Source organism: Pantoea dispersa (assembly GCF_019890955.1).
GTDB lineage: Bacteria > Pseudomonadota > Gammaproteobacteria > Enterobacterales > Enterobacteriaceae > Pantoea > Pantoea dispersa.
The window spans coordinates 2,978,569-3,002,409 of the sequence record NZ_CP082346.1 but is presented as its reverse complement, the minus strand read 5'-3'; the positions used below and the strand labels follow the sequence as shown (position 1 = coordinate 3,002,409).

Genomic DNA, 23,841 nt, shown 5'->3' with positions numbered 1-23,841 from the left:
TGACCCGTGCAGCATATCGCAGTTTTACAGCGCTAACGCTTTTAAGGGAAAAAAAAGAAAAGTCTCAGATAACCGTGCCCACCAGCTTGCAGTTTATTGCTGTAATTTCGCTGCAGGAATAAGCCGGCGTAATCTGTCTGGCTTAACCCGGTGGCTGACGTCAGGGATAGTCCACGGGGATTACCGCGCGCTGATCAATGGCGTTGCGCCAGTGCTCAAGCGTCGATTGATAAGGACACAGCGTGCCCACTGCCGTCTGGCGACAGTTTTGCTGATGCCACTCCCGGCGCAGCAGCGGGTGCTGCCGATCGATCGGCGTTAGCTGGCGCAGCGCATCCAGACTTTGCGCCTGAAAATAGACGCGCAGCAGCAGCGTCTGCGTCTGGTTATCGCGCCAGCGCTCAAACACCAGGCTGCTGCCGGGCGGAATATTACCGCGCGCGTAGCCGGGCAGTTGCCAGCTGAAGCCGATCAGCGTGCGCAGCATGGCGATATTGGTGTCGTGTGCCACCAGCAGCAGCCAGCGGGTGGAGGGCGTCGCCGCATCGTCCTGCAGGTTGCGCACTACCGCGTCCAGCAGAATCGACGCACGCTTTTGCGCGATATACGGCACATCATTACTCAGATCGTAATTGGCGGTCAGCAGCGGCAGCAGAGCGCTGATCTGCTGCGCCTGGGTGATGTTGCCCCACGCCAGCTGGCTGAACGGCAGATTTTCGCTCCAGCCGAGCCGTAAGGTTTCGGCCATGCTGGCCAGCACGCTGAGACCCTGCACGTAGGTATGGCCGCTTTTACTCTGCTTCAGCTGCCAGGGGCGATCGAAGAACGGGCAATCTGCCGCGCACACCGCCTGCCTGAGCTGCTGCACGGCGGGCTGTAAACGCTGTTGCAGTGCGGCGAGATCGCCGGCGCGCGCCGCGACCGCAGCCCGCTCCGTGGCAGCATCCGTTTGGCCAAACGGCAGTTTTTCGCTCTGAAACAGCGGATCGACCGCCCCCGCGACGTGATGAACTGCCACATCGCAGCCGGGAAAGGCGCCCTGCAGCAGCGCCTGCGCCGTGGCGCGGGTGCGCTGCAGCGGACTGGCGCGCACGTAGATTTGCCCGGCATCGGGACAGCCGGCGCGCAGCAGGCCGAGCTGGCGATAGTGTTCACCCTGCCAGCGACCTTTATTCACTACCGCTGCATAACCGTGTGCGGTGAGTTCGCCGTCGGCGCTGCGCCAGCGCGGCCAGGCGCGCTGGGTGGCGGCTTCGATTTCCGTGCGGTTACCTGCGGTGGGAGGACGCACGCCGTGACGGCTGATCTCTACCACTTTTTCCAGCTGGTAGCGCGGCTGCGCCTGCGCGGTGAGCGCCAGCAAAGCCAGCAGCGCGCTCAGCAGCAGGCGTGTCATAGCGTTGGTTGTGCCGGCAGCAGAGCTTTGAGCTGCGGATAGAGCACCGCGTTGGCCAGCAGTACCGGATTACCCTGTTGCAGGCCATGGTGGCTGAGATAATCGTTGGTGACGCCGCCCGCTTCGCGCATCAGCACAATGCCGGGCAGGCCATCCCACGGATTCATGTGCGCTTCGTAATAGCCAATCAGCCGGCCAGCGGCCGCCCAGGCGCTCATCAGCGCACCGGAACCGTTGCGGATAAACATGCCGCCCTGCGCCAGCAGCTGGCTGATAAAGGTGGTCAGCGGTTCAATCGGCTGGCTGTTCGAGCTGCTGAGGCCCAGCAGACCCTGGTCGAGCCGCTGCGCGCTGTGTGCCTGAATGCGCTTGTCATTCACCCAGGCACCTTTGCCGCGGCAGGCGTGGAAGGTTTCCTGATGATTAGGATCACTGACTACGCCAATCACCGGCTGATCGTCACAGACAATCGCCAGCGAGACGCACCAGTTGTGCAGGCCGTTAAGAAAGCTGCTGGTGCCGTCAATCGGATCGATGACCCAGATAAAGCGCGCGCCGCTGACATCACCGCCGCTCTCTTCACCCAGCACCGCATCGTCAGGAAAACGCTCATGAATCAGGTGTTTTACCAGCAGCTCAACGTTGCGATCCGCCTCGCTGACCACATCCTGCAAATCCTTCTTGTGCTCCACCACCAGCTGATGGCGCTGCTGATACCACGCCAGCGCGCGGCTGGCAGCAGTTTTCGCCACCTCACAGGCATAGTGATAACGGGCATCTAATTCGGTTAGCGTAGCTGATGACATTTTTCCCTCTTATCATTCACTGGCAATCGACGTGGCGAACCACGCCGGATAAAGCGCCATGGCTGTGTGACTGGCTTAACAAAAGTTAAGTAAGGCTTCATTAAGCCGCAGATGGCTGCGGCTGGCAAGGGGAGGCAATGCGGGGCAGCGGCAAATTGTGCTTCACAGCTGCCGGGCGCGCGCGGCGGCCATCAGGCGTGGATAGAACTGGAAAAACAGCGGTTCGAGCTGGGTATAGTGGTCAACAAAATCCTGATAGGAGTCGCGCAGCGCCGCCAGCCGTGGCCGGCGATGCGCCATGCCGCTTAGCACGCGCGCCAGCCGCGCCGGGTCAGCATAGTGTTCAAACCAGCGTTCGCGCCACATTACCGCGTTGAGCTCGATAAAATCGCCCGGCGTGCCGGGCAGCTGCGGCACAATGTCGCGCTCGGCGGCGGCGCTAAAAGCAGACAGCGACTGTGCCGGATGCAGCTGATCCCAGTGGCGCGCCAGGAAGTGGTCCCAGATCACGTCGAGGGTGATGGGCGCCACGCGGCGCGTTTCGGCGCGGAACAGCTGACGCGCGCTGCGCACTTCCGGCAGGTTATCGGTCAGCACGTCAATGCGCCGGTGCAGGGCAATACCGGCCACCACTGGCTGCGGCCACTGCGCCTCAACGTTGCCGCGCACGAAGTCGGCCAGCAGATTACCCAGCAGTGAGCTGTCGGCCAGGGTTGCAAGGTGAAGGTGAGCAAGAAAGTTCATGGCGCATTATAGGCAGAATCACACCGGCGCAGCCAGTTGTTCAGAATTGCCCACTTTTCCGCTAAACTATGCCGCCTGTTTTTTGAGTCCTGAAGAAGTGATGCATGCGTGTAGCCGATTTTGCCTTTGAATTACCGGAATCTTTGATCGCCCACTATCCGCAGGCGCAGCGCAGCGGTTGCCGCCTGCTGTCGCTGGATGGCCCGAGCGGGGCGCTGAACCATGGCGTGTTTACTGATGTGCTGGATAAGCTCAATCCGGGCGATCTGCTGGTGTTCAATAATACCCGGGTGATCCCGGCGCGCGTCTATGGCCGTAAAGCCAGCGGCGGCAAAATTGAGATGCTGGTTGAGCGCATGCTGGATGACAAACGTGTGCTGGCGCACGTGCGCGCCTCCAAAGCGCCGAAGCCGGGTGCCGAATTACTGCTGGGCGACGACGAAAGCGTCAAAGCCACCATGGTGGCGCGCCACGATGCGCTGTTCGAAATTGAGTTTGCGGACGATCGCGCGGTGCTGGATATCCTGAACAGCGTCGGCCATATGCCGCTGCCGCCGTACATCGATCGTCCGGATGAGGAAGCTGACCGCGAGCTGTACCAGACGGTGTACAGCGCGCGCCCCGGCGCGGTGGCAGCGCCGACCGCCGGTCTGCACTTCGATGAGCCGCTGCTGGCGGCGCTGAAGGCAAAAGGCGTGGAGATGGCGTTTGTGACGCTGCACGTCGGCGCTGGCACCTTCCAGCCGGTGCGCGTAGAGAACATCAACGATCACATCATGCACTCTGAATATGCCGAAGTGCCGCAGGACGTGGTGGACGCGGTGCTGGCGTGCAAAGCGCGCGGTAACAAAGTGGTGGCGGTGGGTACCACCTCGGTGCGTTCGCTGGAGAGCGCAGCGCAGGCCTGCCAGGAGGGGCTGATCGCGCCGTTTTTCGATGACACGCAGATCTTTATCTATCCGGGCTATCAATACCAGGTGATTGATGCGCTAATCACCAACTTCCACCTGCCGGAATCGACGCTGATTATGCTGGTCTCGGCGTTTGCCGGTTATCAACACACCATGGCGGCTTATCAGAGCGCGGTGGCGGAGCAGTACCGTTTCTTTAGCTACGGGGATGCGATGTACATCACCCGTAATCCACAGGCTCCCGACGAAATCGTTGGTGGCTGAGTAATCAGACTGTTTCTCTGATTATCGAAAGAGGTCAATGTGAAATTTGAATTAGATACCACCGACGGGCGCGCGCGCCGTGGCCGTCTGGTCTTTGATCGCGGCGTCGTGGAAACCCCGGCGTTTATGCCGGTCGGCACCTACGGCACGGTCAAAGGCATGACGCCGGAAGAAGTGAAAGAGACCGGCGCGCAGATCCTGCTGGGTAACACCTTCCACCTGTGGCTGCGTCCGGGGCAGGAGATCATGAAACTGCACGGCGACCTGCACGATTTCATGCACTGGCAGGGACCAATCCTGACCGACTCCGGCGGCTTCCAGGTGTTCAGCCTCGGCGATATTCGTAAGATCACCGAAGCCGGCGTGCATTTCCGCAACCCCATCAACGGCGACCCGATTTTCCTCGACCCGGAAAAATCGATGGAGATTCAGTACGATCTCGGCTCCGACATTGTGATGATCTTCGACGAATGTACGCCGTATCCAGCGGACTGGGATTACGCTAAACGCTCGATGGAGATGTCACTGCGCTGGGCGCAGCGCAGCCGCGACCGCTTTGACGCGCTCGGTAACAAAAATGCGCTGTTTGGCATTATTCAGGGCGGGGTTTACGAAGATTTACGTGATGTCTCGGTTAAAGGTCTGGTAGAGATTGGCTTTGATGGGTACGCTGTGGGCGGCCTGGCGGTGGGTGAACCGAAAGAGGACATGCACCGCATCCTGGAACACGTCTGTCCGCAAATTCCGCAAGACAAACCGCGTTATTTGATGGGCGTCGGCAAACCGGAAGATCTGGTGGAAGGCGTTCGCCGCGGTATCGATATGTTTGACTGTGTTATGCCAACGCGTAACGCGCGCAACGGCCATCTGTTCGTCACCGATGGCGTGGTGAAAATCCGCAATGCGAAATACAAAGATGACACCGCGCCGCTGGATGCGGAGTGTGATTGTTACACCTGTCGCAATTACACGCGTGCCTACTTGCATCATCTTGATCGCTGTAACGAAATACTGGGCGCACGTCTGAACACCATCCACAATCTGCGCTATTACCAGCGTCTGATGGCGGGTTTACGCCAGGCCATCGAAGAGGGTAAATTAGAGCACTTTGTTAGCGAGTTCTACCAACGGACGGGCAAAGCGGTTCCACCGTTAAACGTCTGATAATTCTATCAATGAGGGAAATTTAATGAGCTTTTTCATTTCTGACGCCGTGGCCGCAGCTGGCGCTCCGTCTCAGGGAAGTCCGTATTCTCTGGTGATCATGCTGGTGGTTTTTGGTCTGATTTTCTACTTCATGATCCTGCGTCCACAGCAGAAGCGCGCCAAAGATCACAAAAAGCTGATGGATTCCATCTCCAAAGGTGATGAAGTGCTGACCAACGGTGGCCTGGTGGGCCGCGTAACGAAAGTGGCTGAAACCGGCTACATCGCTATCGCCCTGAACGACACCACTGAAGTAGTGATTAAACGTGATTTCGTGGCCGCCGTTCTGCCGAAAGGTACAATGAAGGCGCTGTAATTTATTCTTCCCGAAGGGAACTGCCGTGTTAAACCGTTATCCTTTGTGGAAGTACATCATGCTGGTCGTCGTGATTCTCGTCGGCCTGCTGTATGCGCTTCCTAACCTTTATGGTGAGGATCCGGCCGTTCAGATCACTGGTGCGCGCGGTGGCGCCGCCAGTGAGCAAACGTTGGATCAGATCCAGACCGTATTAAAACAAGACAATATCCAGAGCAAATCCCTCGCGCTGGAAAATGGTGCCATTCTGGCCCGTTTCGCTAACACGGATATTCAGCTGCGCGCGCGTGAAGCCATCACCAATGCGTTGGGCGAAGATTTCGTCGTGGCGCTCAACCTGGCCCCTGCCACACCGCGCTGGCTGACCATGCTGGCCGCTGAGCCGATGAAACTCGGCCTCGATCTACGCGGCGGCGTGCACTTCCTGATGGAAGTCGACATGGATACTGCCCTCGGCAAGCTGCAGGAGCAGAATGCTGATGGCCTGCGCAGCGATCTGCGCGAAAAAAATATTCCTTACACCAATGTTAGCAAAATCGCTAACTACGGCACCGAAATACGCTTCCGCGACGGCGCCAGCCGTGATGCGGCCATCAGCTATCTGACGCCGCGCCATCGCGACCTGGTGATCACCAGCGCTGGCAGCGACACGCTGCGTGCGGTGATGACCGATGCGCGTCTGAGTGAAGCGCGCGAATATGCGGTGCAGCAGAACATTAACATCCTGCGTAACCGTGTGAACCAGCTGGGTGTAGCTGAGCCGCTGGTACAGCGTCAGGGCGCTGACCGCATCGTTGTTGAGCTGCCGGGTATCCAGGATACCGCGCGTGCTAAAGAGATTCTGGGTGCTACCGCAACGCTGGAGTTCCGCCTGGTCAACACCTCGGTGGATCCGAGCGCAGCCGCCAGCGGCCGCGTGCCGGGTGACTCGGAAGTGAAAAAGACGCGTGAAGGTCAGCCGGTGGTGCTGTACAAGCGCGTGATTCTCACCGGTGACCACATTACCGACTCGACGTCCAGTATGGATGAGTACAACCAGCCGCAGGTGAATATCTCGCTTGATGGCGCCGGCGGTAACATCATGTCCAACTTCACCAAGGACAACATCGGCAAGCCGATGGCGACCCTGTTTGTGGAGTACAAGGACAGCGGTAAGAAAGATGCGAACGGTCGTGCGATTCTGGTGAAGCAGGAAGAAGTGATTAACGTGGCGAACATTCAGTCGCGCCTCGGCAACAGCTTCCGAATTACCGGTATCAGCAACCCGAACGAAGCGCGTCAGCTGTCGCTGCTGCTGCGTGCCGGTGCGCTGATTGCGCCAATCCAGATTGTGGAAGAGCGGACCATCGGTCCAACCATGGGCCAGCAGAACATCACGCAGGGGCTCGAAGCCTGTCTGTGGGGTCTGATCGCCTCCATCATCTTTATGGTGGTGTTCTACAAGAAGTTTGGTCTGATTGCGACCAGCGCACTGCTGTGCAACCTGGTGCTGATTGTCGGCATCATGTCACTGTTACCGGGCGCCACGCTCACCATGCCGGGCATTGCCGGTATCGTGCTGACGCTGGCGGTGGCGGTGGATGCTAACGTGTTGATTAACGAACGTATTAAAGAAGAACTGCGTAACGGACGCTCGGTACAGCAGGCGATTCATGAAGGCTATAAAGGCGCCTTCTCCAGTATCGTCGACGCCAACGTCACCACGCTGATTAAAGTTATCATTCTTTATGCGGTCGGTACCGGCTCGATCAAAGGGTTTGCGATTACCACGGCTATCGGTATTGCGACTTCCATGTTCACCGCTATCGTCGGCACCCGTGCCATCGTTAACCTGGTGTACGGCGGCAAACGCATCAATAAGCTGTCTATCTGAGGAGTGCGTTGTGGCACAGGAATATAGTATTGAACAGCTGAACCATGGGCGTAAAGTCGTCGACTTTATGCGCTGGGACACGCTGGCCTTTATCATCTCCGGCCTGCTGATTGTGGCGTCCATCGCCATTATCGGTGTGCGCGGCTTTAACTGGGGGCTCGATTTCACCGGCGGGACGGTGATTGAGATCAACCTCGAGAAGCCGGCGGATCTTGATGCGCTGCGTGACGGGCTGGTGAAGGCAGGCTTTGAGGAGCCGCTGGTACAGAACTTTGGCAGCAGCCGTGATGTGATGGTGCGTATGCCACCGACCACCGGCAATGCAGGCCAGGAGCTGGGCAACAAAGTGGTCGCCTCGATCAACCAGACGACGCAGCAAAACGCGACCGTGAAGCGAATTGAGTTCGTAGGCCCGAGCGTGGGCAGCGATCTGGCGCAGGCCGGGGCGATGGCGCTGCTGTCGGCGCTGATTGCGATTCTGATCTACATCGGCTTTCGCTTTGAGTGGCGTCTGGCGCTGGGCACCGTGCTGGCGCTGGCGCACGACGTGATCATCACCTGCGGCATTCTGTCGCTGTTCCACATCGAAATCGATCTGACGATTGTGGCGTCGCTGATGTCGGTGATTGGTTACTCGCTCAACGATAAGATCGTGGTTTCCGACCGTATTCGTGAGAACTTCCGCAAAATCCGTCGCGGTTCTTCTTACGACATCACTAACGTGTCGCTGACCCAGACGCTGAGCCGTACGTTGATCACCTCGATCACCACGCTGGCGATGATCCTGATCCTGTTCATCTTTGGTGGCGCACTGCTGAAAGGCTTCTCGCTGACCATGCTGATCGGTGTCACCATCGGTACCATTTCGTCGATCTACGTGTCGTCCGCGCTGGCGCTGAAGCTGGGCATGAAGCGTGAACACATGCTGGTGCAGAAAGTGGAGAAAGAGGGCGCCGATCAGCCTTCGATTCTGCCGTAATTGTGCCGGAGAAATGAAACGGGCTGCCTGAGTGCAGCCCGTTTTTTTTATGCCTGACGCCAGAATTACTGGCCTGCGACAACCGCGCCGCTGGCGTCCGTCACCGCCTGCACATCATGGACGCGCACGTAGCCGAGCTGACCCGGTGCCAGCCCGCTGAGGCGCAGCGGTACGCTGACCGAACTGCGCGGCATCAGACTGGCGGGCACGGTAATGGTCTGGCTCAGGCTGTCGGCGTTCAGCGGCTTGCCGCTGGCGGGATCCATTTCGCCCCATACCACGCGGGCGCTGAGCGCCGGCACCGGCTTATCATCGGTTGCACGGATATTCAGGTTAGCGCGGCTGCCACTGGCTTCCCCCTCAACGTGCGACAGCGACAGGCGCAGTTTACCCAGCTGCGTCTGCAGCTCTACCGGCGTATTCGCCTGCGGGAGTAACCATGCGCCCTGCGTCGACTGGCTATTGAGCTGCCCCTGAATCTCCAGCGCGCTGGCCTGACTGGTCAGTTTGCGCATCTGCTGGTTGAGCTGGCTCACTTCCTGATGCAGCGCTTTGACCTGAGGTGAAGCGGGGGTGGAGCTGCAACCACTGAGCACCAGCGCAGCAAGCGCTGCCGGCACCCAAATCATCCTGAACGTCATGCAATGTCCTTCCGGTTATTTAGGGATACGTAAAACCTGGCCGGGATAGATCTTATCAGGATGCGTCAGCATTGGCTTGTTCGCTTCAAAGATCTTGTTGTATTCATTCGGCGTGCCGTACACCTGCTTCGAGATAGCGCTCAGGGTATCGCCTTTTTTCACCGTGTAGAATTCGGCCTGCGTGGCGCTGTCACTGGTGGTGACGTTATCCTCCACTTTGGTGATGCCGGCCACGTTACCCGCCGCCACCAGAATCTTCTCTTTCAACTCCTGCGAGATACCGTCACCGCTGACCTTCACGGTATCGCCCTGGACATCGACTTTCACTTTATCGCTGTCGGGCAGGCCGAGTTGATTAATGTGCTCCTGCAGCTTTTTGCTCTGGTCATCGCCGCCTGACACCGCATCCCACAGTTTTTCACCCGCTTCTTTGACGAAATTGAATAAACCCATACATCCTCCTGTCATTAAGCCGGATTGGCTCTCTAAGCTTAGTAACTTTTCACGGTTTGCTGTAACCGTCAGGCGTCGCTGTGAGCCAGGTGGCGATTCTGCGCCCTGTATTTTGTTGCAACCGGGAACGCGCTACACTATCTGCCCCCAATTCTCGCGACAGGAAACGTCATGCATTGCCCATTCTGCTCCGCTGTGGACACCAAAGTGATTGATTCACGTCTGGTTAGTGAAGGCTCCTCAGTGCGTCGCCGCCGCCAGTGCCTGGTGTGCCATGAGCGTTTTACCACCTTTGAAGTGGCCGAGCTGGTAATGCCGCGCGTGGTGAAAAGCAACGACGTGCGCGAACCCTTTAACGAAGATAAGCTGGCCAGCGGCATGATGAAGGCGCTGGAGAAGCGTCCGGTGAGCGCGGATGCCGTCGACAACGCGGTCAATCACATCAAAACCCAGCTGCGCGCCACCGGCGAACGTGAAATTCCCAGCAAGCTGATTGGTAACCTGGTGATGGAAGAGCTGAAGAAGCTGGATAAAGTCGCTTATATTCGTTTCGCATCGGTGTACCGCAGTTTTGAAGATATTCGTGACTTTGGCGAAGAGATCGCCCGCTTACAGGATTAATCCATGACCGATGCGCACTACATGGCGCGCGCGCTGGAACTGGCGCGGCGCGGACAATATACCACCACCCCGAATCCTAACGTCGGCTGCGTTATCGTGCGCGACGGCGAGATCGTGGGCGAAGGCTGGCATCAGCGCGCTGGTGAACCGCACGCGGAAGTGCACGCGCTGCGCATGGCGGGTGACCACGCACGCGGTGCGACCGCATATGTCACGCTGGAACCCTGCAGCCATCACGGTCGGACGCCGCCGTGCTGCGATGCACTGATTGCCGCCGGCGTCAGCCGGGTGGTCGCGGCGATGCAGGATCCTAATCCGCAGGTGGCCGGGCGCGGCTTGTATCGTTTACAGCAGGCCGGCATCGACGTGAGTCACGGCCTGATGATGAACGAAGCGGAAGCGCTCAATCGCGGTTTTCTCAAACGCATGCGTACCGGTTTTCCGTGGATTCAGCTCAAACTGGGCGCCTCGCTGGATGGCCGTACCGCCATGGCCAGCGGCGAAAGCCAGTGGATCACTTCCGCAGCGGCAAGGCGCGATGTGCAACGTTTACGTGCCCGCAGTTCAGCTATTCTTACCACCAGTGCCACCGTGCTGGCGGACAATCCGTCGCTGACGGTGCGCTGGGATGAACTGAGCGAGACCGTGCGCCAGCAGCTGGATGAGAGCCAGCTGCGTCAGCCGGTGCGGGTGGTGATCGACAGCCAGCAGCGCGTGACGCCGCAGCACCGTTTGATCGCCCAGCCCGGCGAAACCTGGCTGATGCGCACGGAGGCTGATGCACAAAGCTGGCCGCCGGGCGTGAGTCAGATTGAGGTGCCGCCGCGCGGTGAGCAGCTCGATCTGGTGGCGATGATGATGCTGCTCGGTCAGCGTCAGATCAACAGCGTGTGGGTCGAGGCCGGTGCCGGTCTGGCCGGTGCGCTGCTGCAGGCCGGCCTGGTGGATGAACTGATCGTTTATCTGGCGCCGAAACTACTGGGTAACGCCGCGCGCGGCCTGTGTGCGCTGCCGGGACTGGAAACGCTGGCCGATGCGCCAGCGCTGAATTTTAGCGACGTGCGTCAGGTCGGCGACGATTTACGGCTGACCCTGACACCGCGCTGAGCATGCACGGAAAAGCCTGAGCGCGTTGCCGAAGAGTATGATAGAATCCGCCCCCTTCTGCGGGGCCATAAAACAAACACCCAAAGGATATGTATGAAAGTTATCGAAGCTGCTGTTGCCACGCCTGATGCCAATATTGCCATCGTTATTGCGCGTTTTAACAATTTCATCAATGACAGCCTGCTGGACGGTGCAGTTGACGCGCTGAAGCGTATTGGCCAGGTCAAAGCGGAAAACATCACCGTGGTCTGGGTTCCGGGCGCTTACGAGCTGCCGCTGGCGGCACGCGCCCTGGCGAAAACCGGCAAGCACGACGCGATCGTTGCACTGGGCACGGTGATCCGTGGCGGTACCGCACACTTCGAATACGTGGCGGGTGAAGCCAGCTCCGGCATCGCTCATGTAGCGATGAACAGCGAAATTCCGGTGACCTTCGGCGTCCTGACCACCGAAAACATCGAGCAGGCGATTGAACGCGCCGGCACCAAAGCGGGTAACAAAGGCGCCGAAGCGGCCCTGACCGCACTTGAAATGATTAACGTATTGAAAGCCATCAAAGCCTGATTTTTGTAAGGGGAATTTTGTGAAACCTGCTGCTCGTCGTCGCGCCCGTGAGTGCGCTGTCCAGGCGCTTTACTCCTGGCAGTTGTCTAACAACGACATTGCCGATGTGGAATACCAGTTTCTGGCGGAACAAGACGTCAAAGACGTCGATATTAGCTATTTCCGCGAACTGCTGGCCGGTGTGGCGACCAACAGCGCGTTCCTGGACGGCCTGATGAAGCCTTACCTGTCGCGCCAGCTGGAAGAGCTGGGCCAGGTAGAAAAAGCCATCCTGCGCATTTCGCTCTATGAACTGAGCAAGCGTGACGATGTGCCGTACAAAGTGGCGATCAACGAAGGTATCGAACTGGCTAAAGTGTTTGGTGCTGAAGACAGCCATAAATTTGTTAACGGCGTGCTGGATAAAGCCGCTCCGCAAATTCGACCGAACAAAAAATAAGTGCAAAAGGCCGGCTCACCGGCCTTTTTTCATTGAGACCTGACTTATGTCCTGTGGTGAATTCGAACTGATCGCACGTTATTTTAACCGCGTCACCAGCTCCCGCCGCGATGTGGAGAAGGGAATTGGTGACGACTGCGCGTTACTTAACGTGCCGGAAAAACAGACGCTGGCCATCAGCACCGATACGCTGGTGGCGGGCGTGCATTTCTTACGTGATATCCATCCGGCCGATCTCGGCTACAAAGCGCTGGCGGTTAACCTGAGCGACCTGGCGGCGATGGGCGCCGATCCGGCATGGTTAACGCTGGCGTTAACCCTGCCCGAAGTGGATGAGCCGTGGCTGGCGGCGTTCAGCGACAGCCTGTTTGAGCTGCTGGATTACTACGATATGCAGCTGATAGGCGGCGATACCACGCGCGGGCCGCTCAGCCTGACGCTGGGCATTCATGGCCTGGTGCCGGCGGGCCGTGCGCTGAAGCGCGCCGGGGCCAAACCGGGTGACTGGATTTTTGTCACCGGCACGCTGGGCGACAGCGCTGCTGGTCTGTCGCTGCTGCAGCACCATCATCGCCTGAACGATCCGGCAGTGCATGAAGTGCTGATCAAGCGTCATCTGCGCCCGATGCCGCGCGTGCTGCAGGGCCAGGCGCTGCGCAATCTGGCGACATCAGCCATCGATCTGTCCGATGGCCTGATCTCCGATCTCGGCCACATTCTCACCGCCAGCCGTGTCGGTGCCCGCATCAATCTGGATGCGCTGCCGCTGTCGGCTGCGTTGCGCGATCACTTCGAGCCGGAACAGGTGCTGCGCTGGGCGCTGAGCGGGGGTGAGGATTATGAGCTGTGCTTTACCGTGCCGGAAGTCAATCGTGGTGCACTGGATGTGGCGCTGGGCCATCTTGGCGTGGCGTATACCTGCATCGGCCAGATCGCGCCGGAAGCAGAAGGGCTGACGCTGCTGGAGAACGGCAAGCCGCGCAGTTTCCATCACAAGGGATTTGATCACTTTGACGCTAAATAAAGATGTGGCCAAAAGCCGTCTGCGCATGGCCAATCCGTGGCACCTGCTGGCGACCGGTTTTGGCAGCGGCCTGAGCCCGATTATGCCCGGCACCGCCGGTTCGATTGCCGCCATTCCCTTCTGGTGGCTGATGACGCTGCTGCCGCTGCAGCTGTATTCGCTGCTGGTGCTGATAGGCATCAGTGTGGGTGTCTACCTGTGTCACCGCACCGCGCGTGATATGGGTGTGCACGACCATGGCAGCATCGTGTGGGATGAGTTCATCGGCATGTGGATTACGCTGATGGCGATACCGGCGATGAGCTGGCAATGGGTGCTGGCCGGCTTTGTGATTTTCCGTATTTTCGACATGTGGAAGCCGTGGCCGATTCGCTGGTTCGACCGTAACGTGCATGGCGGCATGGGCATTATGGTCGATGACATTATCGCCGGGGTCATTTCAGCGGCGATTTTGTATGGGCTGGGGCTGGTGCTTTAATGTGCCAGGTGCGCATTAAAGCACCCTACAAAAAGCGTTGCCATGAATGCGTTGCCGCAGGCAGATCGCCAGGAATGCGTAGCCCGCAGGCAGGTCGTATGAATGCGTAGACCACAGGCAGGTCGCCATGCATGCGCTGCCTGTGACATCAGGTCGCCCTGAAGGCGACCTGACTGGACCGTTACTCGAATCCCACCACCGGATGCGGTTGATAGACGCTCTCCAGCTCGGCGATATCGGTTGAACTCAGCTCCACGTCGACGGCTTTCACCAGCTCGGCAAACTGCTGCTCGCGCGAGGCACCAATAATCGGCGCGGTAACCACCGGCTTATGCAGCAGCCATGCCAGCGCCACCTGCGCGCGCGTCACGCCTTTGTCCGCAGCCACCGTTGCCAGCCGTTGCGCAATGGCCGCGTCATTTTCTTCGGTGCCGGTATAGAGTTTTTCCATCACGTTATCCGACACCGAACGCGCAGTGGTTTCTCCCCACGGACGCGTCAGCTTACCGCGCGCCAGCGGGCTCCACGGCAGCACCGCGATGCCTTCGCGCTGGCACAGCGGATGCATCTCTTTCTCTTCTTCGCGCTGAATCAGGTTGTACTGATCCTGCATACTGACAAAACGCGCCCAGCCATGCTGCTGCTGTAACTGCAGCGCCTGCGCAAACTGTGTGGCATGCATCGAAGAAGCCCCGATGTAACGCGCTTTGCCTGACCGCACTACCCGATCGAGCGCTTCCAGCGTCTCTTCAATCGGCGTGGCGTAATCCCAGCGATGAATCTGCAGCAGATCGACATACTCCATGCCAAGCCGCGTCAGGCTGTCATCAATCGACTGCAGGATATTGGTGCGCGACAGCCCCTGCGACAGGTTGCTCAGCGGAAAGTAGACTTTGGTCGCCACCACCACCCGATCGCGCTGCGCATAATCTTTGAGCGCGCGGCCGAGGATCTCCTCACTGCTGCCGTCGGAGTAGCTGTTAGCGGTGTCAAAGAAGTTGATGCCCGCGTCCAGCGCCTGCTTAATCAGCGGTCGGCTGCTCTCTTCCGGCAGCGTCCAGGCGTGGTTACCGCGCAGCGGATCACCATAGGTCATACAGCCTAAACAGAGACGTGAAACCTGCAGATCGGTCTGGCCTAAACGAACGGTTTTCATGAAGGGCTCCTGCTCTTATGCGTGGGGTTTTACCCTCAAGCATAGCAGCAGGAGCGGGGAAGGGCGGTTACTGCGCCAGCCAGGCGGCGATTTGCTGCTGGATGCCTGCGGCGTCCAGCTGATAATCCTGACGCACTTCTTCCTGCGTCCCCTGCGGAATGAACTCATCCGGCAGGCCGAGGTTAAGCACCGGCACGCGCAGGCGTTTCGCCATCACGTATTCGTTGACGCCGCTGCCGGCACCGCCTTTGATCGCGCCTTCTTCCAGCGTAACCAGCGCGTCATGGCTGGCCGCCAGCTCGCTAATCAGGGCTTCATCCAGCGGCTTAACAAAGCGCATGTCGACCAGCGTAGCGTTCAGCGCGTCGGCGGCGGCCTGTGCTTCCGGTAGCAGAGTACCAAAGTTGAGGATGGCCAGTTGCTCGCCGCGACGCCGGATGACCCCTTTGCCAAGCGGCAGGCTGGCCAGCGGTTCCAGCGTGGCGCCGGTGCCGGTGCCGCGCGGATAGCGCACCGCGCTCGGGCCGTCCTGATAGTGGTAGCCGGTGTAAAGCATCTGACGACACTCGTTTTCATCGCTTGGCGTCATGATCACCATGCCCGGCACGCAGCGCAGATAGGCGATATCAAACGCCCCCTGGTGCGTCTGGCCGTCGGCACCTACGATACCGCCGCGATCGATAGCAAACAGTACCGGCAATTGCTGAATTGCCACGTCGTGAATCACCTGGTCGTAGGCGCGCTGCAGGAAGGTGGAGTAAATCGCCACCACCGGCTTATAACCGCCGATGGCCATGCCCGCGGCAAACGTCACCGCATGCTGCTCGGCGATCGCCACGTCAAAATACTGCTGCGGATAATCACGCGAGTAGCTCACCATGCCGGAGCCTTCGCGCATGGCCGGCGTCACCGCCATCAGCCGCGCATCGTCGGCGGCCATCTCGCTCAGCCAGTTACCAAAAATTTTCGAGTAGCTCGGCAGGCCCGGCGCGCTTTTCGGCAGCGAGCCGCTGGCCGGATCGAATTTCGGCACCGCGTGCCAGGTTATCGGATCCTCTTCCGCCGGCGCGTAGCCCTTGCCCTTTTTGGTCATGATGTGCAGGAACTGCGGCCCTTTCAGATCGCGCATATTCTTCAGCGTGCTAACCAGCGTCAGCACATCGTGACCGTCGACCGGACCGATATAGTTAAAGCCCAGCTCCTCAAACAGCGTGCCCGGCACCACCATGCCTTTCAGGTGCTCTTCAGTGCGCTTCACCAGCTCTTTGATCGGTGGCAGCCCGCCCAGCACGCGCTTGCCGCCTTCGCGCAGGCGTGAATAGGTTTTCCCCGAGAGAATCTGCGCCAGGCGATTGTTCAGCGCACCTACGTTCTCAGAGATCGACATCTCGTTGTCATTGAGAATCACCAGCATGTCCGGCTTGATATCACCGGCGTGGTTCATGGCTTCAAACGCCATGCCCGCGGTAATCGCGCCGTCGCCAATAATGCAGGCGGTGCGACGACCTTTGCCTTCGCGTTCGGCGGCCACGGCCATGCCGAGACCGGCGCTGATGGACGTCGACGAGTGGCCCACGCTCAGCACGTCATATTCGCTTTCGCCGCGCCACGGGAACGGGTGCAGGCCATTTTTCTGACGGATAGTGCCGATACGGTCGCGGCGGCCGGTCAGAATCTTGTGCGGATAGGCCTGATGGCCGACGTCCCACACCAGATGGTCAAACGGGGTGTTGTACACATAATGCAACGCGACGGTCAGCTCGACGACGCCCAGACCCGAAGCAAAGTGGCCGGACGAGCGGCTCACGCTGTCCAGCAGATACTGACGCAGCTCGTCGCACAGGTCCGGAAGTTTTTCTTTAGGCAGTAAACGTAATTCCTGAACCGTGCCTGCTAACGCCAGTGTCGGGTATTTTGCAATATCAAAACTCATCAGAGACTCATTATATAAGTTATTTATCGCGTTCAATTATAAAGCTGGCCAGCGCCTGCAGAGCGGACGTGTCATACGACTGTGCCGCCAGCACCTCCAGCGCGCCCAGTGCTTCGCGATAGAGATCCTGCGCTTTGGCCCGCGCGTTATCCAGTCCCAGCAGCGCCGGGTAAGTGCTTTTCCCCAGCGCCTGATCGGCTCCCTGGGTTTTGCCCAGAACGGCGGTATCGCCGACCACATCAAGGATGTCATCCTGCACCTGAAACGCCAGTCCGATGGCGTTGGCGTAGATATCCAGCTGCGGCAGCGCATCGCGGCCCGCGGCACCTGCTGTGAGGGCGCCGAGACGTACGGCGGCGCGGATCAGCGCGCCGGTTTTGTGGCGATGGATCTGCTCCAGCTGGTTCAGGTCCACGGATTGGCCTTCGGCGGCTAAATCCAGCGCCTGGCCACCGCACATGCCGGCCACGCCGCTGGCCTGCGCCAGTTCGGAAATCATGGCAATGCGATCCTGCGGGCTTACGCCGGGCATCGGCTGGTCCGCAAGAATGGTAAACGCCAGGGTTTGCAGGGCATCGCCGGCCAGAATCGCCGTGTCTTCGCCATATTTGATATGGCAGGTTGGCTGCCCGCGACGTAACGCATCGTCGTCCATCGCCGGCAGGTCATCATGAATCAATGAGTAAGCGTGAATGCACTCCACCGCTGCGGCGGGGGCATCCAGGCTGGCCGCCTCGGCGCGCAGCATCTCGCCAGTGGCATACACCAGAAACGGGCGCAGGCGCTTACCGCCTAATAGTGCCCCATATTGCATGGCGTTCACCAGAGGAGAACTCTGAAAAGGAAGTGGATCTATTAAGCGCGTCAACGCCTGGTTCACGCGCTCATGGTAGGCGCGCTGCAGTTGCACGAAATCCATTACTCATTTTCCGGCGTGAAGGGGGTGAGCGGGGCGTCTTTGTCGTCGCTCAGCAGAATCTGCACGCGCTGTTCCGCCGCCTGCAGGGTTTGCTGGCCGCTGCGTGCCAGCTGTACGCCGCGCTCGAATTCATTCAGCGCCTCTTCCAGCGGCAGTTCGCCACTCTCCAGACGGCTGACAATCTGTTCCAGCTGCTGCAGTGCGTTTTCAAAACTCACGGGCGCTTCGGCTTTTTTCGGCATAATCAGTGTCGACTCACAGGTTGGGACATTATGTTGCAATCGGTCATGGTAGCCGACGGGCATTGATTAGCAAAATAATCAATGCGGCGAAGGTTGCTTACAGCAGTCACCCGACAAAGGTGATATACTTGCGCGCCTCGGATGCGGTGGCTGATGCCAACCCGCAATTATATGATTTTACCAGCTAAGTGTTGATGATTTTAGCACTTATTTGCCCAACGAAGCTGTGTCGCCATGAAGTTTATCATCAAGCTCTTCCCCGAAATCACCATCAAAAGTCAGTCGGTGCGCCTGCGCTTTATCAAAATTCTGACCGGTAACATCCGTAATACCCTGCGCACCCTCGACGAAGAGATCGCCGTGGTGCGCCACTGGGATCACATCGAAGTGCGCGCGAAGAAGGAAGCGCTGCGTGCCACCGTCACGGAAGAGCTGACGCGCATTCCCGGTATCCACCATGTGCTGGCGGTCGAAGACCGCGCCTATACCGACATGCACGATATCTTCGAGCAGACGCTGGCGCTCAACCGCGAGCGGCTGGAAGGCAAGAGCTTCTGCGTGCGCGTGAAGCGTCGCGGCAAGCACAGCTTTAGCTCGCAGGATGTGGAGCGCTACGTCGGCGGCGGTCTCAATCAGCACATTGAAAGCGCGCGCGTGCAGCTGAATCACCCGGATGTGACGGTGAATCTGGAGATTGAAGACGATCGCCTGCTGCTGATTACCGGCCGCTATGAAGGCCTGGGCGGCTTCCCGATCGGCACCCAGGAAGATGTGCTGTCGCTGATTTCCGGCGGCTTTGACTCCGGCGTCTCCAGCTATATGCTGATGCGCCGCGGCTGTCGCGTGCACTACTGCTTCTTTAACCTCGGCGGCGCGGCGCATGAAATCGGCGTGCGTCAGGTGGCGCACTATCTGTGGCAGCGTTTTGGCCGTTCACATCGCGTGCGTTTTGTCGCCATCAATTTTGAGCCGGTGGTGGGCGAGATTCTGGAAAAAGTTGATGACGGCCAGATGGGCGTGGTGCTGAAGCGCATGATGGTACGTGCGGCATCGATGGTGGCTGAACGTTACGGCGTGCAGGCGCTGGTGACCGGTGAGGCGCTGGGCCAGGTCTCCAGCCAGACGCTGACTAACCTGCGTTTGATTGATAACGCGTCCGACACGCTGATTCTGCGCCCGCTGATCTCGCACGATAAAGAGCACATCATCAATATTGCGCGTCAGATCGGCACCGAAGACTTTGCCCGCACTATGCCGGAGTACTGCGGCGTGATTTCGAAAAGCCCCACGGTGAAAGCGGTGAAGGCGAAGATCGAAGCCGAAGAGCAGAACTTCGATTTCGACATTCTGCAGCGCGTGGTGCAGGAAGCCAGCAACGTCGATATCCGTGAAATCGCGGAGCAGACGGAAGAAGAAGTGGTGGAAGTGGAAACCGTGGCGTCATTCAGCGGCAACGATGTGGTGCTGGATATCCGTTCAATTGATGAGCAGGACGACAAGCCGCTGGCGCTGACCGGCGTGGAAGTGAAATCGCTGCCGTTCTATAAGCTGAGCACCCAGTTCGGCGATCTCGATCAGAGCAGAACCTGGTTGCTGTACTGCGATCGCGGCGTGATGAGCCGGTTGCAGGCGTTGTATCTGCATGAGCAGGGCTTTAAGAACGTGAAGGTGTACCGTCCGTAACCGCGGCGGGAGTTAAGCCTGGCGCGCCTGATTTCGGGTGCATGGGCAAAACCCGGTGCGCAGGAATGCGCACCCTGTAATCACCGCGACGAATAAAACTGTGCACTGATCCCGTGAGGTCGCCATTGATGGCGACCTTTTTTACGCGCGCTCTTCAAATTCCTGATAATTATAAATCCCTGCCGCCAGCACCAGCTGTGACGCGACTTCACGTGCTTGCTCTTTATCCACCAGCAGATCAATCAGCTTCAGGGCAAAATCGATCGCCGTGCCCGGCCCCTGGCTGGTCAGCAGATTAACGCGCGGATCCCACACCACGCGGCGCTCCATCCATTTCTCCTCCGGAATGGTGTGCTTCAGGCCGGGAAAACCGGTCATATTGCCCACCGGAAACAGGTCATGCGGCACCAGCACCGTGCCCGGCGCGGCACAGATCGCCGCGACAATGTTGCCTGACAGATGACACTGGCGTACCGTCTCCACCAGCAGCGGGCTGTCGCGGAAGGTTTCAGCGCCTTTGAGGCCGCCCGGCAGGACGATGGCGGCAAAATCGTTATCCGCCACTTCCACCAGCGGTGCGTCAGCCAGCAGGCGTACGCCGCGGGAGCAGACAATCTCGCGCGTGCCGTCGCTCTCCACGCTGGCGGTGGTCACCTTCAGGCCGGCGCGGACCAGCAGGTCGATAGTGGTGACCGCTTCGGTCTCTTCACTGCCATGGGCCAGGCAAACCAGCACTGATGCGTTCGCGCTCATATTGGGACTCCTTGCGTTTAATCAGGTCGTACAGACGGGTATTTTCCGGCAGCGCAATCCCCTGCGCACGGGCGCGGCGCAGCAGGTAGCCGGTAATGTAATCAATTTCAGTCTGACGCTGCGCACGCACATCCTGCAGCATTGAGGAGACGTTGGCGGCGGTGCTGTCGATGACGTCGTAAATAATGTCGCGCAGGTTATCCAGCGCGATGTGCTGGCCCTCGCGCTCCATCACCCAGGCCAGCTCCTCGCACAGCCGGTTAATCTGTTCCGGCCAGGCGCGCAGCGCACCGTTCTGGCAGTCGTGCTCAACCGTCAGTGTGTTGATTACGCAGTTGACTGCCAGCTTGCGCCAGCTGGCAGACGCGATGTTATCGTGCCACGCCACGTCCGGCAGCGCCTGATGCAGAATATCGGCGATATCGCTCAGCGCCGCGCTTTCGCGGCTGGCAGGTCCGATGTGGGTGATGCCCTGCGCGACATGCTTGATCACCGTGCCGTCGCGCATCGCCGCGTGCGTGGTGATGCCGCGCAGCAGCGGCTGCTGCACTTCTTTGAGCTCTTCGATGGTACCCATGCCGTTGTGCAGCAGCAGGATCGGCGCGTGGCGCGGTAGCACGCTTTGCAGGTTTTTCACCGCAGGTGAAACCTGTGGCGCTTTCAGGGTCACCAGTAGCAGCTGGCTTTCAGCCAGAAACAGCGGATCGTTAGCGATGAAGGTGTGATTGCTGACGTGGCCCTGCGGATCGACCACGTTGACCGAACAGTACGGCTGCGGTACGCGCAGCCAGCCCTGAACGTCATGTCCCTGGCGTGCAAGGGCCGCGAGCCAGATTTGCCCCAGGGCGCCGCAACCCAACACGGTAATTTTCATTATGCCTCCCGCTGGCGGGTGGGTGAATGGGTGTCACACCCTTAATTATAGCTTTCCGCGTCGCGTGTTTTATTAGCGCGACAAGACGCGTATTATGCATGTCACTTTAGTATCAGGAGAAGAAAAGATGCCATCTTTCGATATCGTTTCCGAAGTCGAACTGCCGGAAGTGCGTAATGCGGTGGAGAATGCCAACCGTGAGATCTCAACCCGTTTCGATTTCCGCAACGTGAGCGCCAGCTTTGAGCTCAACGAAAAGAATGAGACAATCAAAGTCACCAGCGAATCGGATTTTCAGGTGAAGCAGCTGGTGGATATTCTGCGTGAAAAGCTGCTGAAGCGCGGCATTGAAGGCGCGGCGATTGAAGTACCGGAAGAGATTGTGCACAGCGGTAAAAGCTGGAGCGTTGAAGCGAAGCTGAAAAAAGGCATCGAAAGCGATGTCGCGAAGAAAATCGTTAAGCTGATCAAGGACAGCAAACTGAAAGTACAGACGCAGATTCAGGGTGAAGAGCTGCGCGTCACCGGTAAATCCCGCGACGATCTGCAGGGTGCGATGGCGCTGGTGCGCGGTGGCAACCTGGGTCAACCGTTCCAGTTTAAAAACTTCCGCGATTAATCCCCTCTGTCGCGTGCCGCACGACGATACAGCGTGCTGCGCGCGATCCCCAGCGCCTGCGCCGCTTTACTGATATTGCCGTCATAGCGCAGCAGCGTTTCACTGATCAGCTGTTCATCGTGGCGTTCGCGCAGCGGCGGTGCCGGCGGGCGGCGATACTCTGCCGGCAGGTGACTTTCCGTCAGCGTTTCGCCCTCATCGGCGAGCGCCAGTAGCACGCGCAGCAGACTGCGTAGCTGGCGCACATTGCCCGGCCATGACTGCTGCGCCAGCGCTGTCAGCAGCGCCGGAGACAGCTGTACGCCACGCTGCGCGGCCCCCAGCTCCTGCCATAAATCGCGGATAAACCCGGCGACGTTCGGCCAGGCGCGCAGTGGCGGAAGGGTCAGGGCGAACTCCTGCAGACGATAGAGCAAATCCTCACGAAATTCGCCAGCGGCCACGCGCTGGGCCAGATCGCGATGCGTGGCGCAAATCACGGCAAAATTCACCGGCCAGCTGCGACTGGAGCCGAGTGGCGCCACCTCTTTTTCCTGCAGCACGCGCAGCAAACGGGTCTGCAGCGTCAGCGGCATATCACCGATTTCATCCAGAAACAGCACGCCGCCATCTGCTTCGCGAATTTTGCCGATGTAGCCATTTTTACTGGCGCCGGTAAATGCGCCGGGCTGGTAGCCAAACAGTTCGGATTCAATCAGTGCTTCGGGGATGGCGGCACAGTTGATGGCGACAAACTTGCCCGTGCGCCAGCGGCTTTGCTGGTGCAGCGCGCGGCTGACATACTCCTTGCCGCTGCCGGTTTCACCGTAAATGCACAGCGAAACGCCGGCATCCAGTAAGCGCAGCATTTTTGCGCCGTCAGCTCCCAGCACGCGCGGCAGGTCATGCGTGCGACTGTCCGGCACGCTGACGTGGCTGCGCTGCGGCGCGCGCAGGCGGAACCAGTAGCGCTGCGTGCCAATGTTGACCGCAGCGGGAACGCTGTTGTCCTGCTGCTGCAGTTGCGGAAACAGCTGCTGAAACGTCAGGCTGGCAAAGCGGTCGGCGCTGAGAGCCAGTTCGCGCATCGCCAGCCGGTTGGCTGCGGTCAGCACATTGTCAGAGAATACCAGCAGCAGTTCATCACTGGTGTCGATGCCCTGCGGCTGCGGATGCAGACTGAGCAGCCACTGCTGCGGATGCAGGCTTTGCTTCACCCACAGGTACTCGATCTGCTTTGCCGCTGCTTTCACCCGGTTCAGGGTATGCGGATGCGGAAAGTGTGCCGGACCCGAGATATCCAGCACGCCAGCTATCTGGCCGTTGGGCATCTGCAACGGCATCGCGGCACAGTACAGACCCTGATTGCGCGTCAGGAAATGCTGCTGGCCATCAATTTCACAGCCGTCATCAATCGCCAGCGCGGTGCCAATCGCATTGGTGCCGCGTCCGCATTCACTCCACAGGTTACCGGGTGCCAGGGCAAACCGCTGGGCTTTCTCCAGCGCCTGCATATCGCCAAAGGTGTTCAGCACCAGCCCGCTGGCATCGGACAGGATCACCACCGACTGCGTCTCCGCCATCTGCTGCGCCAGCTGGCGGATGACCGGCTGCGCAAACTGCTGCAGCCCGGCGTTGCTGGCCAGCACATCGGCCAGCTCGCCCTGACGCACGCGCGGGAAATCGTCGGCGCTGCGTTCTAATCCATACAGCTGGCTGCGGAACCAGGAGTCGCTTAACAGCGGGTTGGCGTGCACGGCAGACGCGGCTGAATTTCCCTGCATGAATGACCTCAGAACGGCGTGTAAGTGTTGCAACATTGTAGCGTTCGGGTTTCTGCACTGTTGCGATACGCAACACA

General features: G+C 59.2%; 25 protein-coding genes. 13 read left to right on the top strand and 12 right to left on the bottom strand.

Annotated elements, in window-relative coordinates; all coding sequences use genetic code 11:
- Positions 1-160 precede the first annotated feature (160 nt).
- The 3 genes from K7H94_RS14135 to K7H94_RS14125 form a co-directional block, all read right to left on the bottom strand.
- Positions 161-1,396, bottom strand: a complete 1,236-nt coding sequence (locus K7H94_RS14135) for a histidine-type phosphatase (RefSeq protein WP_222951211.1) — start codon at positions 1,394-1,396, stop codon at positions 161-163.
- Positions 1,393-2,202 (bottom strand): inositol monophosphatase family protein, encoded by an 810-nt coding sequence (locus K7H94_RS14130; protein WP_021507151.1) that lies wholly within the window; start codon positions 2,200-2,202, stop codon positions 1,393-1,395. The genes K7H94_RS14135 and K7H94_RS14130 overlap by 4 nt, the downstream gene beginning before the upstream one ends.
- 162 nt (positions 2,203-2,364) lie before the next feature.
- Positions 2,365-2,946, bottom strand: coding sequence for an ACP phosphodiesterase (locus tag K7H94_RS14125; protein ID WP_058781210.1), 582 nt, complete (start codon positions 2,944-2,946; stop codon positions 2,365-2,367).
- A gap of 104 nt (positions 2,947-3,050) precedes the next feature.
- On the opposite strand from K7H94_RS14125, the gene queA reads away from it, so the two are divergent.
- Genes queA through secF form a run of 5 tightly spaced genes read left to right on the top strand, consistent with a single transcriptional unit; the run spans position 3,051 to position 8,495 of the window.
- Complete coding sequence (gene queA, locus K7H94_RS14120; protein WP_222951210.1) at positions 3,051-4,121, top strand: tRNA preQ1(34) S-adenosylmethionine ribosyltransferase-isomerase QueA; 1,071 nt, start codon at positions 3,051-3,053, stop codon at positions 4,119-4,121.
- A 39-nt stretch (positions 4,122-4,160) separates the two neighbouring features.
- Positions 4,161-5,285, top strand: a complete 1,125-nt coding sequence (gene tgt, locus K7H94_RS14115; RefSeq protein ID WP_021507154.1) for a tRNA guanosine(34) transglycosylase Tgt — start codon at positions 4,161-4,163, stop codon at positions 5,283-5,285.
- A gap of 25 nt (positions 5,286-5,310) precedes the next feature.
- Positions 5,311-5,643 carry a preprotein translocase subunit YajC gene (gene yajC, locus K7H94_RS14110; RefSeq protein WP_021507155.1) on the top strand — a complete coding sequence of 111 codons (333 nt, stop codon included), beginning with the start codon at positions 5,311-5,313 and terminating at the stop codon, positions 5,641-5,643.
- Between the two features lie 25 nt (positions 5,644-5,668).
- Positions 5,669-7,516: a protein translocase subunit SecD gene (secD, locus tag K7H94_RS14105; RefSeq protein WP_071813591.1), complete on the top strand. Its 1,848-nt coding sequence runs from the start codon at positions 5,669-5,671 to the stop codon at positions 7,514-7,516.
- A 10-nt stretch (positions 7,517-7,526) separates the two neighbouring features.
- Positions 7,527-8,495 (top strand): protein translocase subunit SecF, encoded by a 969-nt coding sequence (gene secF / locus K7H94_RS14100; RefSeq protein WP_058769379.1) that lies wholly within the window; start codon positions 7,527-7,529, stop codon positions 8,493-8,495.
- 65 nt (positions 8,496-8,560) lie between these two features.
- On the opposite strand, the gene K7H94_RS14095 is transcribed toward secF, so the two are convergent.
- Together K7H94_RS14095 and lysM are read right to left on the bottom strand one after the other, a co-directional pair.
- Positions 8,561-9,136 (bottom strand): SadB/YajI family lipoprotein, encoded by a 576-nt coding sequence (locus K7H94_RS14095; RefSeq protein ID WP_222951209.1) that lies wholly within the window; start codon positions 9,134-9,136, stop codon positions 8,561-8,563.
- A 15-nt stretch (positions 9,137-9,151) separates the two neighbouring features.
- Positions 9,152-9,589, bottom strand: a complete 438-nt coding sequence (gene lysM, locus K7H94_RS14090) for a peptidoglycan-binding protein LysM (RefSeq protein WP_021507159.1) — start codon at positions 9,587-9,589, stop codon at positions 9,152-9,154.
- A gap of 171 nt (positions 9,590-9,760) precedes the next feature.
- Between lysM and nrdR the strand changes: the two genes are divergently transcribed.
- The 6 genes from nrdR (at position 9,761) to pgpA (ending at position 13,822) form a co-directional block, all read left to right on the top strand.
- Positions 9,761-10,210 carry a transcriptional regulator NrdR gene (gene nrdR, locus K7H94_RS14085; RefSeq protein ID WP_031279647.1) on the top strand — a complete coding sequence of 150 codons (450 nt, stop codon included), beginning with the start codon at positions 9,761-9,763 and terminating at the stop codon, positions 10,208-10,210.
- Positions 10,211-10,213: 3 nt separating this feature from the next.
- Positions 10,214-11,317, top strand: coding sequence for a bifunctional diaminohydroxyphosphoribosylaminopyrimidine deaminase/5-amino-6-(5-phosphoribosylamino)uracil reductase RibD (gene ribD, locus K7H94_RS14080; RefSeq protein ID WP_058769382.1), 1,104 nt, complete (start codon positions 10,214-10,216; stop codon positions 11,315-11,317).
- A 93-nt stretch (positions 11,318-11,410) separates the two neighbouring features.
- Positions 11,411-11,881 (top strand): 6,7-dimethyl-8-ribityllumazine synthase, encoded by a 471-nt coding sequence (gene ribH / locus K7H94_RS14075; protein ID WP_021507162.1) that lies wholly within the window; start codon positions 11,411-11,413, stop codon positions 11,879-11,881.
- A 19-nt stretch (positions 11,882-11,900) separates the two neighbouring features.
- On the top strand, positions 11,901-12,320 hold the full coding sequence (nusB, locus tag K7H94_RS14070; RefSeq protein ID WP_031279648.1) for a transcription antitermination factor NusB: 420 nt from the start codon (positions 11,901-11,903) through the stop codon (positions 12,318-12,320).
- Between the two features lie 46 nt (positions 12,321-12,366).
- Positions 12,367-13,344 (top strand): thiamine-phosphate kinase, encoded by a 978-nt coding sequence (gene thiL / locus K7H94_RS14065; protein WP_021507164.1) that lies wholly within the window; start codon positions 12,367-12,369, stop codon positions 13,342-13,344.
- Positions 13,345-13,369: 25 nt separating this feature from the next.
- A complete protein-coding gene (gene pgpA, locus K7H94_RS14060; protein ID WP_370586268.1) occupies positions 13,370-13,822 on the top strand; it encodes a phosphatidylglycerophosphatase A in 453 nt (150 codons plus the stop codon).
- Between the two features lie 181 nt (positions 13,823-14,003).
- Here the strand turns inward: pgpA and K7H94_RS14055 are convergent, their stop codons facing one another.
- The 4 genes from K7H94_RS14055 to xseB all read right to left on the bottom strand — a co-directional run bounded on the left by K7H94_RS14055 (position 14,004) and on the right by xseB (position 18,072).
- The gene (locus K7H94_RS14055) at positions 14,004-14,978 is read right to left on the bottom strand and encodes an aldo/keto reductase (protein ID WP_222951208.1); all 975 of its coding nucleotides are present in this window, start codon (positions 14,976-14,978) and stop codon (positions 14,004-14,006) included.
- Positions 14,979-15,045: 67 nt separating this feature from the next.
- Positions 15,046-16,911 (bottom strand): 1-deoxy-D-xylulose-5-phosphate synthase, encoded by a 1,866-nt coding sequence (dxs, locus tag K7H94_RS14050; RefSeq protein ID WP_058769385.1) that lies wholly within the window; start codon positions 16,909-16,911, stop codon positions 15,046-15,048.
- Between the two features lie 19 nt (positions 16,912-16,930).
- Positions 16,931-17,830 carry a (2E,6E)-farnesyl diphosphate synthase gene (gene ispA / locus K7H94_RS14045; RefSeq protein WP_021507168.1) on the bottom strand — a complete coding sequence of 300 codons (900 nt, stop codon included), beginning with the start codon at positions 17,828-17,830 and terminating at the stop codon, positions 16,931-16,933.
- Positions 17,830-18,072, bottom strand: coding sequence for an exodeoxyribonuclease VII small subunit (gene xseB, locus K7H94_RS14040; protein WP_021507169.1), 243 nt, complete (start codon positions 18,070-18,072; stop codon positions 17,830-17,832). The genes ispA and xseB overlap by 1 nt, the downstream gene beginning before the upstream one ends.
- A gap of 234 nt (positions 18,073-18,306) precedes the next feature.
- Between xseB and thiI the strand changes: the two genes are divergently transcribed.
- Complete coding sequence (gene thiI, locus K7H94_RS14035; protein ID WP_021507170.1) at positions 18,307-19,755, top strand: tRNA uracil 4-sulfurtransferase ThiI; 1,449 nt, start codon at positions 18,307-18,309, stop codon at positions 19,753-19,755.
- A gap of 141 nt (positions 19,756-19,896) precedes the next feature.
- On the opposite strand, the gene yajL is transcribed toward thiI, so the two are convergent.
- Positions 19,897-20,508, bottom strand: coding sequence for a protein deglycase YajL (yajL, locus tag K7H94_RS14030; protein WP_222951207.1), 612 nt, complete (start codon positions 20,506-20,508; stop codon positions 19,897-19,899).
- Positions 20,462-21,382, bottom strand: coding sequence for a 2-dehydropantoate 2-reductase (gene panE, locus K7H94_RS14025; RefSeq protein WP_058757963.1), 921 nt, complete (start codon positions 21,380-21,382; stop codon positions 20,462-20,464). The genes yajL and panE overlap by 47 nt, the downstream gene beginning before the upstream one ends.
- A gap of 127 nt (positions 21,383-21,509) precedes the next feature.
- Between panE and K7H94_RS14020 the strand changes: the two genes are divergently transcribed.
- Positions 21,510-22,001 (top strand): YajQ family cyclic di-GMP-binding protein, encoded by a 492-nt coding sequence (locus K7H94_RS14020; RefSeq protein ID WP_021507173.1) that lies wholly within the window; start codon positions 21,510-21,512, stop codon positions 21,999-22,001.
- Here the strand turns inward: K7H94_RS14020 and K7H94_RS14015 are convergent.
- Entirely contained in the window at positions 21,998-23,764 is a 1,767-nt protein-coding gene (locus K7H94_RS14015; RefSeq protein WP_222951206.1) for a sigma-54-dependent Fis family transcriptional regulator, read from the bottom strand. The two genes, K7H94_RS14020 and K7H94_RS14015, sit on opposite strands and share 4 nt — an antisense overlap.
- Positions 23,765-23,841 lie beyond the last annotated feature (77 nt).

Coding starts and splice junctions, on each gene's coding strand:
- K7H94_RS14135 (WP_222951211.1), bottom strand. CDS start 1,396: ATGACACGCCTGCTGCTGAGCGCGCTGCTGGCTTTGCTGGCGCTCACC.
- K7H94_RS14130 (WP_021507151.1), bottom strand. CDS start 2,202: ATGTCATCAGCTACGCTAACCGAATTAGATGCCCGTTATCACTATGCC.
- K7H94_RS14125 (WP_058781210.1), bottom strand. CDS start 2,946: ATGAACTTTCTTGCTCACCTTCACCTTGCAACCCTGGCCGACAGCTCA.
- queA (WP_222951210.1), top strand. CDS start 3,051: ATGCGTGTAGCCGATTTTGCCTTTGAATTACCGGAATCTTTGATCGCC.
- yajC (WP_021507155.1), top strand. CDS start 5,311: ATGAGCTTTTTCATTTCTGACGCCGTGGCCGCAGCTGGCGCTCCGTCT.
- K7H94_RS14095 (WP_222951209.1), bottom strand. CDS start 9,136: ATGACGTTCAGGATGATTTGGGTGCCGGCAGCGCTTGCTGCGCTGGTG.
- lysM (WP_021507159.1), bottom strand. CDS start 9,589: ATGGGTTTATTCAATTTCGTCAAAGAAGCGGGTGAAAAACTGTGGGAT.
- nrdR (WP_031279647.1), top strand. CDS start 9,761: ATGCATTGCCCATTCTGCTCCGCTGTGGACACCAAAGTGATTGATTCA.
- ribD (WP_058769382.1), top strand. CDS start 10,214: ATGACCGATGCGCACTACATGGCGCGCGCGCTGGAACTGGCGCGGCGC.
- ribH (WP_021507162.1), top strand. CDS start 11,411: ATGAAAGTTATCGAAGCTGCTGTTGCCACGCCTGATGCCAATATTGCC.
- thiL (WP_021507164.1), top strand. CDS start 12,367: ATGTCCTGTGGTGAATTCGAACTGATCGCACGTTATTTTAACCGCGTC.
- pgpA (WP_370586268.1), top strand. CDS start 13,370: ATGGCCAATCCGTGGCACCTGCTGGCGACCGGTTTTGGCAGCGGCCTG.
- K7H94_RS14055 (WP_222951208.1), bottom strand. CDS start 14,978: ATGAAAACCGTTCGTTTAGGCCAGACCGATCTGCAGGTTTCACGTCTC.
- dxs (WP_058769385.1), bottom strand. CDS start 16,911: ATGAGTTTTGATATTGCAAAATACCCGACACTGGCGTTAGCAGGCACG.
- ispA (WP_021507168.1), bottom strand. CDS start 17,830: ATGGATTTCGTGCAACTGCAGCGCGCCTACCATGAGCGCGTGAACCAG.
- xseB (WP_021507169.1), bottom strand. CDS start 18,072: ATGCCGAAAAAAGCCGAAGCGCCCGTGAGTTTTGAAAACGCACTGCAG.
- thiI (WP_021507170.1), top strand. CDS start 18,307: ATGAAGTTTATCATCAAGCTCTTCCCCGAAATCACCATCAAAAGTCAG.
- yajL (WP_222951207.1), bottom strand. CDS start 20,508: ATGAGCGCGAACGCATCAGTGCTGGTTTGCCTGGCCCATGGCAGTGAA.
- panE (WP_058757963.1), bottom strand. CDS start 21,382: ATGAAAATTACCGTGTTGGGTTGCGGCGCCCTGGGGCAAATCTGGCTC.
- K7H94_RS14020 (WP_021507173.1), top strand. CDS start 21,510: ATGCCATCTTTCGATATCGTTTCCGAAGTCGAACTGCCGGAAGTGCGT.
- K7H94_RS14015 (WP_222951206.1), bottom strand. CDS start 23,764: ATGCAGGGAAATTCAGCCGCGTCTGCCGTGCACGCCAACCCGCTGTTA.